Source organism: Corynebacterium sp. HMSC063G05, from assembly GCF_001810555.1.
Lineage (GTDB): Bacteria > Actinomycetota > Actinomycetes > Mycobacteriales > Mycobacteriaceae > Corynebacterium > Corynebacterium jeikeium_D.
Genome location: NZ_KV801849.1, coordinates 1 through 16,459, shown reverse-complemented (window position 1 = coordinate 16,459; position 16,459 = coordinate 1). Strand labels below are relative to the sequence as shown.

Annotated in this window: 16 protein-coding genes; 15 read left to right on the top strand and 1 reads right to left on the bottom strand. The window is 59.2% G+C overall.

The features are described 5' to 3' along the window. Positions 1–15 precede the first annotated feature (15 nt). The 15 genes from HMPREF2751_RS04605 to tyrS all read left to right on the top strand — a co-directional run bounded on the left by HMPREF2751_RS04605 (position 16) and on the right by tyrS (position 15,712). Entirely contained in the window at positions 16–852 is an 837-nt protein-coding gene (locus HMPREF2751_RS04605; RefSeq protein ID WP_016422900.1) for a trypsin-like serine protease, read from the top strand. 180 nt (positions 853–1,032) lie between these two features. Then, a complete protein-coding gene (gene argC / locus HMPREF2751_RS04600; protein ID WP_172620236.1) occupies positions 1,033–2,073 on the top strand; it encodes an N-acetyl-gamma-glutamyl-phosphate reductase in 1,041 nt (346 codons plus the stop codon). After that, complete coding sequence (gene argJ, locus HMPREF2751_RS04595; RefSeq protein ID WP_070595572.1) at positions 2,070–3,278, top strand: bifunctional glutamate N-acetyltransferase/amino-acid acetyltransferase ArgJ; 1,209 nt, start codon at positions 2,070–2,072, stop codon at positions 3,276–3,278. Before argC ends, argJ begins: the two co-directional genes overlap by 4 nt. A 21-nt stretch (positions 3,279–3,299) precedes the next feature. Beyond that, positions 3,300–4,193 (top strand): acetylglutamate kinase, encoded by an 894-nt coding sequence (gene argB / locus HMPREF2751_RS04590; RefSeq protein ID WP_016422897.1) that lies wholly within the window; start codon positions 3,300–3,302, stop codon positions 4,191–4,193. 58 nt (positions 4,194–4,251) lie between these two features. After that, the gene (locus tag HMPREF2751_RS10730) at positions 4,252–5,457 is read left to right on the top strand and encodes an acetylornithine transaminase (RefSeq protein ID WP_049170375.1); all 1,206 of its coding nucleotides are present in this window, start codon (positions 4,252–4,254) and stop codon (positions 5,455–5,457) included. Positions 5,458–5,463: 6 nt separating this feature from the next. Beyond that, a complete protein-coding gene (gene argF, locus HMPREF2751_RS10725; protein WP_070595570.1) occupies positions 5,464–6,405 on the top strand; it encodes an ornithine carbamoyltransferase in 942 nt (313 codons plus the stop codon). A gap of 4 nt (positions 6,406–6,409) precedes the next feature. Continuing rightward, entirely contained in the window at positions 6,410–6,892 is a 483-nt protein-coding gene (locus HMPREF2751_RS04575; RefSeq protein WP_005511719.1) for an arginine repressor, read from the top strand. A 49-nt stretch (positions 6,893–6,941) separates the two neighbouring features. Beyond that, positions 6,942–8,141 carry an argininosuccinate synthase gene (locus HMPREF2751_RS04570; RefSeq protein WP_016422894.1) on the top strand — a complete coding sequence of 400 codons (1,200 nt, stop codon included), beginning with the start codon at positions 6,942–6,944 and terminating at the stop codon, positions 8,139–8,141. A gap of 45 nt (positions 8,142–8,186) precedes the next feature. Further along, entirely contained in the window at positions 8,187–9,626 is a 1,440-nt protein-coding gene (argH, locus tag HMPREF2751_RS04565; RefSeq protein WP_049170381.1) for an argininosuccinate lyase, read from the top strand. Positions 9,627–10,157: 531 nt separating this feature from the next. Beyond that, a complete protein-coding gene (locus tag HMPREF2751_RS04560) occupies positions 10,158–11,309 on the top strand; it encodes a hypothetical protein (protein WP_069359382.1) in 1,152 nt (383 codons plus the stop codon). Positions 11,310–11,315: 6 nt separating this feature from the next. Beyond that, positions 11,316–12,947, top strand: coding sequence for a VWA domain-containing protein (locus tag HMPREF2751_RS04555; RefSeq protein WP_083229242.1), 1,632 nt, complete (start codon positions 11,316–11,318; stop codon positions 12,945–12,947). Then, positions 12,934–13,581 (top strand): hypothetical protein, encoded by a 648-nt coding sequence (locus HMPREF2751_RS04550; protein ID WP_049193936.1) that lies wholly within the window; start codon positions 12,934–12,936, stop codon positions 13,579–13,581. The genes HMPREF2751_RS04555 and HMPREF2751_RS04550 overlap by 14 nt, the downstream gene beginning before the upstream one ends. After that, positions 13,571–13,744, top strand: a complete 174-nt coding sequence (locus tag HMPREF2751_RS04545) for a Trm112 family protein (protein ID WP_005511714.1) — start codon at positions 13,571–13,573, stop codon at positions 13,742–13,744. Before HMPREF2751_RS04550 ends, HMPREF2751_RS04545 begins: the two co-directional genes overlap by 11 nt. After that, positions 13,745–14,395 (top strand): DNA-3-methyladenine glycosylase, encoded by a 651-nt coding sequence (locus HMPREF2751_RS04540; RefSeq protein WP_049193935.1) that lies wholly within the window; start codon positions 13,745–13,747, stop codon positions 14,393–14,395. It abuts the gene before it with no gap. A 12-nt stretch (positions 14,396–14,407) separates the two neighbouring features. Next, positions 14,408–15,712 carry a tyrosine--tRNA ligase gene (gene tyrS / locus HMPREF2751_RS04535; RefSeq protein WP_070549327.1) on the top strand — a complete coding sequence of 435 codons (1,305 nt, stop codon included), beginning with the start codon at positions 14,408–14,410 and terminating at the stop codon, positions 15,710–15,712. A gap of 289 nt (positions 15,713–16,001) precedes the next feature. Here the strand turns inward: tyrS and HMPREF2751_RS10845 are convergent. Then, on the bottom strand, positions 16,002–16,459 hold a 458-nt coding region (locus HMPREF2751_RS10845), incomplete at its 5' end, for a hypothetical protein (protein WP_210383670.1).

Sequence of the window (16,459 nt, the reverse complement as noted above, 5' to 3'; positions counted from 1 at the left end):
CAGGGAGAGATACCCATGATTGGCATCTTGCGGCACCGCGGCAACAGGCTGAATAGCGCAGAGGCACGAGAGCAGCGCGTTGGAGTGCGCGCGGTGAGCAGCGCGAAGCCTGCGGCGACTGTGGCTGCAGCTGCTGTCACGGCAGGTCTGTTGCTCACCGGCGCGCCGAGTGCGGCTGCGCTGGTTGGCGGGGAGGCTGCTGCGCCTAGTGTGGCGGCGGACTCCGTGGTGTCAATCATGGTCCAGACCAGTCCCCATACCGGAAACTTTTGCACGGGAACTGCAATCGCCCCGCAGTGGGTAATGACCGCCGCCCACTGCGTGCGTGATGTCCCGCAGCAGGCTGGGGAAGTAGAGGTCGGTTTCGGTCAGGATTCCCACCGTGTTCCTATCGATAGCTGGGAAATTGCGCCCACCGGTGACGTAGCGCTTGTTCACCTTGCGGGCGACGCAGCTCTTCCGGGGTATCCCGCAATGGAACGTCGTCAAGCGTTTTCGGAGCAAGAAACGGCAGGCACGGTCTATGGGCGATCGCTGCTCGGCGATGTTGCGGATGGCTCGCTGCCGTCGGCGACCGTCACCGCTTCGATGTGTCCGGTGAAGTATCAACAATGCGTGCGGGAAGACTCCGTGTTGGCGCGCATGGAGCGCCCCGCGGCGTTGCAGGTAGGCGATTCGGGCGGACCGCTTTTTATCGACGGCCAGCTAGCGGCGGTGTTCTCGGGCGCGGTGGCTTTTGATGGCAGCGTGGCACCGGAGGAATCGGGTTACTATCTCTACACCACGACGTCATCGGTGGCGCAGTGGGCAGATGGCGTGATGAGCCAGGAGCCAAGCGTCGTAGTTGAATAGTCCGGCGTTGAGTAATCCGGCGCGCTGATTGAATGGCCGGCTCGGCGAACCAGATGTATGTACCGACGACGGCGTTATATTCATAATTCACTCACGTCACATCGATAGAATTCCAGCACTTTGGCAACGAATTCTATGAATATCTTGCAACGCAGTGAATAAAAGTGTTGAATGTTTGGCATGAGTATTTCCGTTGCCATTGCTGGTGCGACCGGTTACGCAGGAGGAGAGATCCTCCGCCTCCTGTTGTCGCACCCGGCGTATCTTTCCGGCGAACTGACCATCGGCGCACTAACGGGAGCATCCAACGCGGGTGCCCGTGTGGGCGACATTATGCCTCATGTGGCACCTTTGGCTGATCGTCGTATTGAGCCGACTAATGGTGACACACTTGCCGGGCATGACGTGGTGTTCCTCGGCCTGCCCCACGGTCATTCGGCTGCGATTGCAGAGCAGTTGGGCGATGACACGGTGATTATTGACTGCGGCGCGGATTTCCGCCTGCAGGATGCCGATGAGTGGGAGCACTACTACGGCTCGGAGCACGCCGGTACCTGGACTTACGGTATTCCGGAGCTGCCGGGCAACAGGGAAGTAGTGGCTGCTTCCAAGCGTATTGCTGTGCCGGGTTGTTTCCCCACTGGCGGTACCATTACGGCACTGCCGGCAGTTGCAAAGGGTCTGGTCAAGCCGGATCTGTCCGTTGTTTCCGTCACCGGTACCTCCGGTGCGGGCAAGAAGGCAGCTGTGCCCCTGCTCGGGTCCGAGGTTATGGGCAATCTCCGCGCCTACAACACTGCGGGCAAGCACCGCCACACCGCAGAGTTCCTACAAAACCTCAAGCCGTACGCAGAGGCTCTCACCGTCAGCTTCACGCCGGTGCTCGCTCCGACGTCGCGCGGCATTCTCACCACCATCACCGCTCCGCTTGTCGACGGGGTGACGGAGGCAACCGCACGGGAGGCCTACCTCGAGTTCTACAAGGGTGAGCCGTTTGTGCAGGTGTTGGCCGAAGGGCTGCAGCCGCAGACGCAGTCGGTAATTGGCTCTAACTTGGTTCAGATTCAGGTTGAGGTAGATGAACGCGCCAAGCGTCTGGTGCTGACCTCGGCGATTGACAATCTGACAAAGGGCACCGGTGGTGCCGCAGTTCAGTGCATGAATTTGGTTACTGGACAGAATGAAACTGCAGGACTTCCATTGGTAGGAGTTGCCCCATGATGAAGGAAGAAAAAGAAGGTCTCGTCAACGTCGCTGGTGACGAAGGCGGCGTATGTGCACCTCAGGGGTTCGTGGCCAGTGGTGTCATTGCAGGCATCAAGGTCAGCGGAAACCCGGACATGGCGCTCATCGTAAACCAGGGGCCGGAGAAGACTGCTGCGGCTGTCTTTACTACCAACCGTGTCCAGGCTGCGCCGGTGACGGTATCCAAGAAGCACATCGCTGACGGCAAGCTGTCCGCTGTGGTGCTGAACTCGGGCAATGCCAACGCCTGCAATGGTCAGCCGGGTATTTCCGACGCCCTCGAAGTCTGTCAGAAGGTCGCAGATGAGCTCGGCGTCGATGTTACCGAGATTGGTACCTGCTCCACCGGCTTGATTGGTGACCGGCTGCCGATGGACATTGTTCTGGCAGGTGTGCCGAAGCTTTGTGAGAATCTGGGCAGCGATGCCGCCGCAGGTACGGCTGCAGCAGAAGCCATCTTGACCACTGACTTGGTGGCAAAGCAGGCCGTTGCGCATGGTGACGGATTCACTGTCGGCGCTATGGGCAAGGGTGTTGGCATGATTAGCCCGTCGATGGCCACGATGCTCGGTGTGATTACGACGGATGCGTCGGTAAGCGCAGAAATGGCGCACGAGGCTATTGCCAAGGCGAGCGAGGTTACGTTTAACCGCCTAGATATTGATGGCTCCACATCCACCAATGACACCGTCATCATTTTGGCCAACGGTGCCTCTGGTGTGAAGCCCTCGCAGGAGGAGCTCGACCAGGCAGTGCTCAGTGTGTGTGATTCCATCGCGCGCCAGATGCAGTCGGACGCCGAAGGCGTGACCAAGCGTGTGTCCGTGACCGTGCGTGGCACCGGTGGTGCTGAAGATGCTCTGGTAGCTGCTCGAATCATCGGCCGCGACAACCTCTTCAAGTGTGCGATGTTCGGTTCGGACCCGAACTGGGGTCGTGTGCTGGCGGCTGTCGGCACTGCACCGGTGGATATGGATCCGGAGCACATCACTGTTTCCTTCAACGGTCATGTAGTCTGTCGCGGTACCGGTGGCACGCCTGATGCTCGTGAAGTGGATCTCTCCGGCAAGGACATTGCCGTGGAGGTTGACCTCGGTACTGGTAATCCGGAAGAGGCCACGATTCGTACGACTGACCTTTCCCACGACTACGTTCACATCAACTCGGCATATTCGTCGTAAAGGTTTTGAGGAGACTCTGCAATGGTTCACCAGTTGACCGAAGGGCTGTCCTTCGAACAGCGGGCACATGTGCTGGCGGAAGCACTGCCGTGGCTGCAGCACCACCGCGACAAGATTGTGGTGGTCAAGTACGGCGGTAACGCGATGACCGACCTGAAACTGAAGAAGGCCTTCGCGCAGGACATGGTTTTTCTGCGCACCGTGGGGGTGAAGCCGGTGGTTGTCCACGGTGGCGGCCCTCAGATTTCGTCGATGCTCAAGCGCCTGGGGCTGGAGGGAGAGTTCCGAGGCGGTTTCCGTGTCACGACTCCGGAGGTCATGGAAATTGTCCGCATGGTGCTCTTCGGGCAGGTCGGCCGCGAACTGGTGAACCTCATCAACGCCTACGGCCCCTATGCAGTGGGTACCTCTGGTGAGGACGGAGGCCTGTTCACTGGTACTCGACGAACGGTAAACGTCGGCGGCAAGGAAACAGATATCGGGCTGGTCGGCAATATCACCGAGGTGCACTCGGAAACGCTATTGGACCTGATTGATGCCGGACGTATTCCGGTGGTCTCTACGATTGCGCCGTCCGCTGATGGCAAAGAGGTCTACAACATCAACGCCGACACGGCAGCAGGTGCACTGGCATCGGCAATTAACGCGAACCGTTTGGTGATTCTGACTAATGTCGAGGGTCTCTACACGGATTGGCCGAACCGTGATTCGCTGGTGTCAAGGATTTCCACTTCGCATCTGCGAGAAATCCTCCCGACGCTGGATTCCGGAATGATTCCGAAGATGGAGTCCTGCCTGAACGCAGTGGATCAGGGAGTGCCTGCGGCCCACGTTATCGACGGCCGCCAGCCACACTCGGTGCTGCTGGAGCTGATGACTTCCGGCGGTATCGGCACAATGGTAGAACCCGGATAAGGCAGAAAAGACGGACAAGAATTTACCGACATACATGTTAGGCAGGTCGAAAGACGACATGAGCGACTTCAAGCAGCAGTGGCAACACACGATGATGAACAATTACGGCACGCCGCGCATTGAGCTTGTGCAGGGTAAGGGCGCTATTGTCACGGATTCCGAGGGCAAGGAATACCTGGACCTGCTCGCCGGTATTGCAGTCAACGCGTTGGGTCACGCACATCCGGCCATCGTGGAAGCTGTGTCCAAGCAGATTTCCACGATGGGGCACGTGTCCAACATCTTCGCCTCTGAGCCACCGTTGGCACTGGGCGAGAAGCTCATTGAGCTCACTGGCTGGGACACTGATGACACCCGAGTTATGTTCTGCAACTCCGGCACTGAGGCCAATGAAGCCGCGTTCAAGCTGGCGCGGTTGACGGGGCGCAATCGCATTATCGCTACCCACCACGGGTTCCACGGCCGTACCATGGGCGCACTTGCCATGACCGGTCAGCCCGACAAGCGCACCCCGTTCGAACCGATGCCGGGTGGAGTCGAGTTCGTGCCGTACGGTGACATTGACTTCCTCACCAAGACCATCGAATCCGATCCGTTGGGTGTCGCTGCGGTGATTCTGGAACCAATTCAGGGTGAGACCGGTGTGGTCGCACCGCCAGAGGGATACCTCGCTGCCGTCCGCGAACTGACCAAGCGCTTCGACGTTCTCATGATTGTCGACGAAGTACAGACCGGCATCGGCCGTACCGGCCAGTGGTTTGCCCACCAGCACGATGGCATCGTGCCGGATGTTATGACCCTGGCGAAGGGGCTCGGCGGCGGCCTGCCGCTGGGTGCTGTCATCGCCAACGGCCGCGCAGCGGAACTGTTTACTCCTGGTGCGCACGGCACCACCTTTGGTGGCAATCCGGTCTGTGCCGCTGCCGGCCTGGCCGTCATCGAGACGCTGGAAGAAGAAAAGCTGCTCAATCGAGTCACCGAGAAGGGCAAGGTCCTGGCTCGCAAGCTCGCGTCGTTAAGCCATGTCGATCACGTGCGTGGTCGCGGCTTCATGCTTGGACTGGTGCTGCGCGAGAACCTGGCGAAGGAAGCGGTTAACGCCGGTTATGAACGTGGTGTCATTCTGAACGCTCCGCAGGCGAATGTGCTGCGTATTGTGCCGCCGTTGAACCTCAGCGATGAGGAAGTCAACCGCGCCGTCGAGTTGATTGATGCCTGCCTGAACGACGCCGTTGAGGCTGTCGCCAACAAAGGAAGGAATTAGAAACTGATGCTCCGTCATTTTCTCGCCGATGATGACCTGACTCCACAGGAGCAGGCTGAGGTGCTGCAGTTGGCTGCAGAGCTGAAGGTAGCGCCGTACTCCCGACGTCCGTTTGAGGGGCCACAGTCGGTTGCGGTGCTGTTCGACAAGACGTCGACTCGTACCCGTTTCTCCTTCGACGCTGGTATCGCAGCTCTGGGCGGCAACGCGATTGTGGTCGAAACCGGTAACTCGCAGATGGGCAAGGGCGAAACCTACCAGGACACCGCTGCTGTGCTCAGCCGCTTTGTCTCGGCAATTGTCTGGCGCACCTACGCGCAGTCAGGGCTGGAGGCCATGTCTGAGACCGCGACGGTGCCGATTGTCAATGCGCTTTCCGACGAGTTCCACCCGTGCCAGATTCTCGCTGACCTGCAGACCATCATCGAGCACAAGTGCCCGGAGGAAGGCCAGACGGGACTGCGTGGCAAGAAGGCTGTGTACTTCGGCGATGGTGCCAACAACATGGCCAACTCCTACCTTGTGGGCTTCGCCACCGCAGGTCTGGACGTCACCATCTGTGCACCGGAGGACTTCCAGCCGGAGCAGGTCTACGTCGACCGTGCCAAGAAGGTCGCGGAACAGACCGGAGCGGTCGTGTCCGTGACCGCGGACGTCGATGAGGCCATTGCCGGTGCCGACGTTGTCATCACCGATACCTGGGTCAGCATGGGGCAGGAGAACGACGGCTTGGATCGTCGTACTCCGTTCCTGCCGTACCAGGTCAACGCTGAGCTGATGGCCAAGGCAAATGAGGATGCCATCTTCCTGCACTGCCTGCCGGCATACCGCGGCAACGAAGTTACCGCCGAGGTCATCGATGGCCCGCAGTCGGTAGTCTTCGACGAGGCGGAAAACCGCATGCACGCTCAGAAGGCGTTGCTGACCTGGCTGGTGGAGAGGCAGTAAGGTCATGACCGCAGCACAACCAGGTTCTCGCACAGCTAGGCAGACGCGCATCGCTGACCTGCTGGCGCAGCATCACGTGTCCAGTCAGGTTCAGCTCGTCGAGCTGCTTGCCGACGAAGGCATTGAGATTGCGCAGGCGACGTTGTCCAGAGACCTCGATGAGCTGGGAGCCCGAAAGATTCGCGATGGAGCCAACGGTTCGCGGTATTCCATCGTCGAAGATGCACTCGCTGTCTCCAGCGGGGCAGTGGCCAGGATGCGGCGCGTTTTAGACGAGCTGCTGGTCTCCATTGATCATTCGGGCACCATCGCGGTTGTGCGTACACCACCGGGAGCCGCACAGTATCTAGCCAGTGTGATTGACCGTGCGGGACTCAAAGAAATCGTTGGCACAATTGCGGGAGATGACACCGTAATGTGCCTGGCTAGAGAACCACTTTCCGGCGCTGACCTAGCCCAGCGTCTAGCCGCCGGAACGAACCAGTAAACTATTCCACGAAATGCTTTAAAGCACCGATTAAAGGAGCGCTTACCCTATGACCAACCGGGTTATTCTTGCTTACTCTGGTGGCCTCGACACCACCGTTGCTATTCCGTACCTCAAGGAAATGACCGACGGCGAGGTCGTCGCAGTTTCCATCGATGTCGGACAGGGCGGCGAGGACATGGAGTCCGTGCGTCAGCGCGCTCTGGACGCCGGCGCTGTCGAAGCTGTCGTTGTCGACGCTAAGGACGAGTTCGCCGAGGAGTACTGCCTGCCGACCATTAAGGCCAATGGTCTCTACATGAAGCAGTACCCGCTGGTTTCTGCACTGTCTCGCCCGCTGATTGTTAAGCACATGGCGAAGGCCGCAGAGGAGTTCGGTGGCACTCACGTCGCACACGGCTGCACCGGTAAGGGCAATGACCAGGTCCGTTTCGAGGTTGGTTTCGCCAACACCGCCCCGGATCTGAAGATTATTGCACCGGCTCGTGACTTCGCTTGGACCCGCGACAAGGCTATTGCCTTCGCTGAGGAGAAGGGTCTGCCAATTGAGCAGTCCAAGTCCTCTCCGTTCTCCATTGACCAGAACCTCTTCGGTCGCGCCATTGAGACCGGCTACCTGGAGGACCTGTGGAACGCACCAACCAAGGATGTCTACGCGTACACCGAGGATCCGACCCTGAACTTCAGCTCCCCGGACGAGGTCATCATCTCCTTCGAGGACGGTAAGCCGACTGCCATCGACGGCAAGAAGGTTTCCGTGCTTGAGGCCATCGAAGAGATGAACCGCCGCGCTGGTGCTCAGGGCATCGGTCGTCTGGACATGGTTGAAGACCGCCTGGTCGGCATTAAGTCCCGCGAGATTTACGAGGCTCCGGGCGCAATTGCCATCATGACCGCACACGCAGCGCTCGAGGACGTCACCGTTGAGCGTGAGCTGGCTCGTTACAAGCGTCAGGTCGAGGGCGAGTGGGCCAACCTGGTCTACGACGGCCTGTGGTTCTCGCCGCTGAAGCGCGCGCTGGATGCCTTCATCGAGGAGTCCCAGAAGGGCGTTTCCGGTGACATCCGCATGGTCATGCACGCAGGTCACTGCAACGTCAACGGTCGTCGTTCGAACACCTCGCTGTACGACTTCAACCTGGCTACCTACGACGAGGGCGACACCTTCGACCAGACCCTGGCTCGCGGTTTTGTCGAGCTGCACGGCCTGTCCTCGAAGATGGCCGCAAAGCGCGACTTCAAACTGTAAAGCTTCTCCAGAGCGACTAGAGCGAAAGGCCTATTGGAAAAGACAATGGTCGAAAAGCACGGTACCAACGAAGGCTCCCTGTGGGGCGGCCGCTTTGCCGGTGGCCCGTCCGAGGCGATGGCCGCATTGAGCAAGTCCACCCATTTTGACTGGGTGCTCGCGCCTTACGACGTTCTTGCGTCCAAGGCCCACGCCCGAGTGCTGCATGCCCGTGGGCTGCTCAGCGATGCCGACTTTGACACCATGATCGAAGGCCTTGATCAGCTCGGTCGCGACGTTGCCTCCGGCGAATTTGGTCCAGAGCCGACAGATGAGGACGTCCACGGTGCCATGGAGCGCGGTCTGATTGATCGCGTCGGCCCGGAGGTCGGCGGTCGCCTGCGCGCTGGTCGTTCCCGCAATGACCAGGTGGCAACTCTGTTCCGCATGTGGCTGCGCGATGCCGTGCGCGGCGTTGCACTGGATGTCACTGACCTGGTTGCCGCCCTGGTGGCTCAGTCCAAGGCACATCCGGATGCCATCATGCCGGGCAAGACCCACTCCCAGGCAGCGCAGCCGGTATTGCTGGCCCACCAGTTGCTGGCTCACGCGCATCCGCTGCTGCGCGATCTGGACCGCATCCGCGATCTCGACCGTCGACTGGCTGTGTCCCCGTACGGTTCCGGTGCGCTCGCGGGATCTTCGCTGCACCTGGATCCGGAGGCCATCGCGGAGGAGCTCGGCTTCGACTCTGCCACGGACAACTCCATTGACGGCACTTCTTCGCGTGACTTCGCCTCTGAGGCGGCTTTTGTCTTCGCCCAGATTGCTGTGGACATGTCTCGCCTGGCAGAGGAAATCATCTACTGGGCCACCCCGGAGTACGGCTACGTCACTCTGGCTGATGCCTGGTCGACTGGATCCTCCATCATGCCGCAGAAGAAGAACCCGGACGTGGCAGAGCTGACCCGCGGTAAGACCGGTCGCCTGATCGGTAACCTCGCTGGTCTTATGGCCACGCTGAAAGCGCAGCCGCTGGCCTACAACCGTGACCTCCAGGAGGACAAGGAGCCTTTGGTGGACTCGGTTGAGCAGCTAACCTTGCTGCTGCCGGCCCTGACCGGCCTGGTGGCAACGCTGACCTTCCACGAAGACCGTCTGCGCGAGCTCGCTCCGGCGGGCTACACCCTGGCCACGGACTTGGCTGAGTGGCTGGTCCGCGAGGGCGTACCGTTCCGCGACGCTCACGAGGCATCCGGCCAGTGTGTCCGCATCGCAGAGTCCAAGGGCGGTATCGGTCTGGACGAGCTTTCCGACGAGGACCTCGCCGGTATCCACCCGGCACTGACTCCGAAGGTCCGTGAAGTGCTGACTATTGACGGTGCTGTCGCTTCCCGCGATACTCGCGGCGGCACCGCGGGTGTCCGTGTTGCAGAGCAGCTCGCTCGCGTTGACGAGAAGAATACCGAGCTGAAGCAGTGGGCTGAAAAGCCGGTTCGCGGCTAAAGCTGCTAGAGCTAGCAAACCTGCTAGCCCAGCTAACGCAGCTAATTAATCGGTGTGCGGTCAATCGACCGCACGCCGATTTTTTACAGCCCGGGGGGGGGGAGGAGAAAAACCAGCAACCCGACAACTGATGACCCGGTAACTATCAACCCGATAACTGGCCACCCGAAAAATTACGGGCTCCACGTGCGAATACGGGCTGCAAATGTGAAACTGTGTAAGTTTATGACACTTTCAGGCCATTTTTCGGGCCATTTTTGTCATAAACGTAGTCAGTAACTCGGCTCGACCCGCCGCCGCCAGTCATAAACGCAGTCAGTAACTCGGATCGATCCGACGCCACCAGTAACCTTGTAATGCCAGGGTGCCCCCCCCCCGAAGTGACGCAGATTACTGATTATTTCTATATCTGTTGCCAGGTTTGGCCGGGTCTCTTACCATAATTTCATGGCGGAAAGTACGCGGTCGAGCGGTGGAAATCGCAGCTCACGAGATAAAAATAAAAATCAGAGTGGTAGCAAGAAAGGGTGCATGGGCCCGGGGGCAATTCTTGCAGTCATTTTGATTGTCATCGCGGCTGTTGCAGTCTATGTCGGTCGCGGCGGTAGTATTCCAGGTTTTTCTGGTGGCAGCTCCGGAGGAAACCGTGATTTCTTCGGTGGTGAAAAGACCGTCGTCAAGGCGATTGTTGGCTCTGAGAAAAAGCCCTTCTTCGAAGACAAAGAGGTCCAGAAGGCTCTTGCCTCTCACGGCTATGTGGTGGAAGTAAAGACGGCGGGTTCGCGTCGGATGGCCACGGATGTGGATCTGGATTCCTTCGACTTGGCATTCCCGTCGTCGGCACCGGCAGCGGAGAAAATTGCCGAGAAAATGAGCGGCGCTGAGCGGTACGACGTCTTCTACACACCGATGGCGATCGCTACTTTCGACAACATCTTGCAGGCATTGGCGCGGGAAAATGTTGCTCGCCAACAGGGCACTACGTGGCAGGTAGATATGGCAGCGCTGGCCACGATGCAGCACGACAATGTCCGCTGGCGTGACTTCGCGGAGAGCGATTATCCGTCGCCGCGCACGGTGCAGATGTCCACAACGGACATTCGTTCGTCGAACTCGGCCGCAATGTACTTGTCGCTCATGTCTTGGATTACCAATGAAGGCCGGATTGTGTCTGACAATGGGCAGGTCAATGCGGTCTTGCCGGAGCTCACCCCTCTGTTCACCGGCCAGGGGTACACGGAATCCTCGTCGGCTGGTCCATTTTCGGACTACCTCTCGCAGGGTGTCGGTTCGAAGCCAATGGTGATGGTTTACGAGTCGCAGTTCCTGGGGGAGAACAGTGCCCCGAACAGCCGGTTGAAGTCGGAAATGCGCCTGGCGTATCCATCGCCGACGATTCTGAGTACTCACGTGGCGCTGGGTTTTAACGACAATGGAGCTGCGGTCGCACGGCTCCTCGCCGAAGACCCTGAGCTTCAGAAGCTGGCGGCCAAGCACGGTTACCGCTCCAGCCAGCCTGAGGCGATGGAGGAATTCCAGACGCAGTTGAAGACGGGCCAGGAGGTCTCCACCGATTTTGTGGACTCCATTGATCCGCCGAGTTTCGACATCCTCGAGCAGCTTATTGAGGGTGTGTCCCGTGGATACCAGAGCCCACCGAGGCCGGAAACAGAAGAGGGGTAAAGCCGAATGAACATGGATAAGGCACTAACTGCCCTCCGCAAAATGCTTCTTGGCCTCGTCGGTGTGCTCGGCATCTTCGCTGCCGCGGCCTGCTCCGACGGTGGCCTGAACCTGCCGCTGGGCTCCGACGGGGAGAAGACCAACAAAGTCGACGTCGATTCTGACCTCAAGGGCTCGACTATGCGCATCGCCGGGGCCACGGAGCTTGCAGAGCTCCAGCCACTGATGCAAAAGGCCTCCGACGACCTCGGTTTTACTATTAACCTTGAGCTTCTCGACGGCACCGTGAAGAACAGCCACGCGCTTGTCTCAGGCGAATTCGACAACCAATTTGACGCCACTTGGTTTGCTACCAACCGGTACGTTGATCTGCTCGGTGGGGCTGACAAGCTGGGCGAAGCCAAGAAAGTCGCCACCTCACCCGTAGCGTTCGGTATCCATTCGGCGAAGGCTCGGGAGCTCGGTTGGGATACCAAGCAGCCGACGTGGGCTGAGATCGCGGAGGCTGCGTCGTCAGGCAAATTGGCCTACGGCATGACCAACCCCGCGGAATCGAACTCGGGCTTTTCCGGTGTGGTGTCGGTTGCGACCGCGTTCGCCGACACCGGATCGGCGCTGACTACGGGGGATATCAACCGCACCACGCCTGAACTGCAGAAGTTCTTCGAGGGGCAGAAGATGACCTCGGGTTCGTCGGGGTGGCTGCGCGACAAGTTCCTGGATGAGCCGGACTCCGTCGACGCGCTCATCAACTATGAAGCTGTGTTGCAGCAGATGAATAAAGAGGGCGCTGACCTGGAAGTTGTTGTTCCGAGCGACGGTGTCATCAGTGCGGATTACCCGCTGACGCCACTAGCTCAGCCGGCTAACGACCTTGCCGCGCGGCAGACGGAGGCACTCGGGCAGTGGCTGGAAGCGAACTCGCAGGTTCTCGCCGACCACTTCCTTCGCCCGGTCTCCGATGACGCCAACCTGCCGGAAAGCATGACCAACAGCGTCATTATCGAGCTGCCGTTCCCGGGTGATCGCGCAGTCACGGATCGTCTCATCGAGGCGTACGACAATGACCTGCGCGTGCCCGGAGAGTCGGTCTTTGTTCTCGACACTTCCGGTTCAATGTTCGGGGAGCGCATCGCTGATCTACAGGCGACAATGCGCGCAATCGTCGACGGCAGTGCACGCACCGAAACGGGAAGCGTGGGATTGCGAAACCGTGAGATCGCGACGATCCTGCCGTTCAGTACGAGCGTCGGCGAGCCCACGACCACGACAATTGACGGCCCGGAATCGCGCGCGCAGCTCACCGCCGCCGTCGATGGTCTGTACGCAGAGGGCGAGACGGCGCTTTACGACGCACTGATTCAGGCCTTCGACCTTCTCGGCAGCTCGGATAAGAACTCCATCCCGTCTATCGTGGTGTTGACCGATGGTCAGGTGACGTCGGGCAAGAGCTTTGCGGAATTCCGTGATTTCTACCAGTCCAAGGGCGGGAATCTGCCGCCGGTATTCGTCATCCGCTATGGAGAGGCGGATCCGGGAGAAATGCAGGAACTTGCGAACCTGACTGGTGGTAAGGTCTTTGAATCCCGTGAGACCGAGCTTGCTGATGTGTTCAAGGAGATTCGTGGCTACCAGTAAATCCTCCGGAACTTCCTCTGGCGGTGGCTTTCTCAACAGTCCCGCCAACATTGTCGGGCTCATCCTTGCCATCGCCGTCGTGCTGCTGCACCTGACCGTGGGGCTTGGTTTCCTGTGGCCGGTTGTTGCGATTGCCGCCTGGGGCGCGTCGGTTGCTTTGTTGCCGAGGCAGAGCAAAGGGGCTCAGAAGTCCGTTAGTTCGGCGCCGAAGCCTGAGATCCCACAGCGTCGCCCGCTCAATCCATCTGAGCTGCGTAGGAATCTTCACCGGACATTGGGCAGGCTTTTCGATGCCCAGCCTGGCGAAGCTCTTGGCAACGCCGCAAATGACCTGGGTGCGACGCTGGAATCCGTCCTGAGCGAGTGGAAGTATCTCAAAGATTATCCCGAGCAGAAGGTGGTCATCGGCGGCATTATCCAGGAGTACTTGCCGCAGACAGTCAACTCCTACCTCGCGGTCCCGGAGCGTCTGCGTCACAAAGCCGAGAATCCGGCTCGGGAATCCATCGACCTGCTGCATTCCGCGGTTCAGAAGATCCAGGATGCAATCGGTCAGGACAACCTGATTGCTTTGGAAGGTCAGCGTGACACCCTGGCAATTCAGTTCGGTAAGGTAGTGGACTATGAGCCTTGATCCGAAACTCCTTGATATCCTCGCTTGCCCGCGTGACAAGGGGCCGCTTGAATACCTCGAAGATGAGCAGGTGCTGGTCAATCCTCGCCTGAAGATCGCCTACCGCATCGACGAAGGCATTCCGGTCATGCTTTCCGACGAAGCTATCGCCTGGGACAAGTAATTGCCTTTCCCGCTTCCCGACGGCTACAGCGCCCTCGACCGCACTGTGCTGTCGGGAGCTCCCATTGAGGCTGCGAAGACACTGCTCGGCCGCGTAATTGTCATCCCCGCTGAGCATGTTATCGCCACCATCACGGAGGTCGAGGCCTATGGTGGCCCAGTTGACCAGCGCTATCCCGACCCGGCCGCGCACTGCTTCATGGGGCCAACCGCACGCAATCGCGCCATGTTTGGCCCGGCGGGACATTGGTATATCTACCGCTCCTACGGCATCCACTTTTGTGCCAATATCACCAGCGCTACGGACGGCACGGGCGGGGGAGTATTGGTCCGTTCCGTACGCATTGAGCAGGGCCTGGATGCGGTGCGCCGTCGCCGCGGTGAAAAGCCAGCAGTTGCGGGTCTCGGACGTGGTCCGGGCAATGTTGGTCAGGCGCTTGGCCTTGACTTAAATGACTATGGGGCAGATGCGCTGGATCCGTCGTCACGCGTGTTCGTGGCGCAGCCAGAGAGCATCAACCCGGATAAAGATGTCCACGCAGGCCCGCGTGTGGGCGTTCGGCGAGCGGCGAATCGGCCGTGGCGGCTGTGGCTTCCGGACGATTCCGTCTCAGCCTATCGTCGCCACAAGAAGGCCGTTGAGGAGTTCTAGGTCACCCTCGCGGTGAACGTCGGCAAGCGAGACGTTACGATAGGGGACGTGACTGAACAGAACATTATCGACGAACTACAGTGGCGTGGCCTGATTAATCAGTCCACCGATGTTGACGCGCTGCGCGAGGCGTGCGAAAGCCCCATTACTCTGTATTGCGGTTTTGACCCAACGGGCGATTCGCTGCACGCGGGCCACCTGGTTCCGATGATTATGTTGCGTCGTTTCCAGCTGGCCGGTCACCACCCAATTGCACTGGCAGGCGGTGCTACGGGCTTCATCGGCGATCCGCGTGATGTCGGTGAGCGTTCGATGCTCAGCCAAGACGCCATTGAGCACAACCTGGAGGCCATCAAGGGCCAGCTGCGTCGTTTTATTGACTTTGAGGGCGATGCCCCGGCGACAATGGTCAATAATGCGGACTGGACTATGAACATGTCCGTCATTGACTTCCTTCGCGATGTCGGCAAGAACTTCTCCCTCAACACCATGCTCGACCGCGACACCGTGAAGCGTCGCCTCGAGTCTGACGGTATCTCCTACACCGAGTTTTCCTACATGCTGCTGCAGTCCAACGACTACGTGCAGCTGCGCCGCAACTACGATTGCGTGCTGCAGATTGGCGGCGGTGATCAGTGGGGCAACATCGTCTCTGGTGTCGATTTGAACAGGCGTATCGACGGCGCCAAGGTGCACGGCCTGACCGTGCCACTGGTGACCGATGCGCAGGGTCAGAAGTTCGGTAAGTCTACCGGTGGCGGCAAGCTGTGGCTGGACGCTGAAAAGACCTCGCCGTACTCCTGGTACCAGTACTTCCTCAACGCTGGTGACTCGGTTGTTATTGACTACCTGCGTTGGTTCACCTTCCTGTCTCAGGAGGAAATCGCGGAGTACGAGGTTGCTGTTGCGGAGCGTCCGTTCAAGCGTGAGGCGCAGCGTCGTCTGGCGCAGGAGATGACCAACCTGGTCCACGGCGAAGAGGCCACCAAGGCTGTTGAGCTGGCAGCGCAGGCCCTGTTTGGCCGCGCTGAGCTGACCGAGCTGGACGAGGCCACCCTGGCGGGCGCCGTCTCGGAGACTGAGGTTGCGGAGATTGCTGAGGGCGAGCCGCGTACTGTTGTCGACCTTCTCGTCGCTGCGGGTCTTGCCAAGTCGAAGGGCGAGGCACGCCGCACCATTAAGGAAGGTGGCGCGTACGCTAATAACCAGCGCATCGAGGACGAAGCGTGGGAGCCAGCTGCCGAGGACCTGCTGCACGGCAAGTGGATCGTGCTGCGCCGCGGTAAGAAGAACTTCGCTGGTGTGAAGTTCGTGTAGGTGCTGGTTGGTCTTTGTGTAGGCGCGCTGCTAATCTCTCGATTAATTGGTGTTTATGCAGCTTGATTCCTTTTAGGTAGCTGGGCTAGGGCTCCGGGCAGGCTAGGGGATTGATGATTTCAGAATCATCTGCTCCTGGTCAGCTTGGAGCCTTAGTTGTTTTAAAGGGAGCGTAGAAGCCGAAGCAAAGGTGGTAGCGATGAGTCCAAGACATGAAAACCGTGCTGGACGGGGAGGCTCGTTGATGGGTCGGATTATCGCGCGTTTCTCGAAGAAGTCTCAGCGTGCGTCAGAAACGGGCTCCGAACAAGCCCACGATTTTCAGGGTGAGGTTGCTTCTCGGCGGGTGAGCCCGCAGAGCACGCCAGGCCGATTGACGGTTGAAAACCCAAATGTGTTCTACACCGTTGAAGATAGGCAAAACGAAATCGTTATCCGTGAATATGATGCCTTCATCGGTGGCCTTTCCGACATGGTCGGACTGGAGGATGAATTCCAGCGGAATTTTTACGACCGTGAAGTCATTGTCAGGAAAACCACGGACAGTCAGCGAAAGGAGCGAATACATTCTTCCAGAGAAGCCTTCGAGGATTATCACCGAAGACTTCGTGGACAGTAGCTGTAGCTCTTCTTGGGTTTCATCAAAGGAGCGGACTGGCAGCTTCTGGTTAACAACTCTTTTGAACAGATGGGACGTTGATTCACGTCTGTCGACCTGGGGTTTTGTGTCTTTGGGTGGGGTGTGTG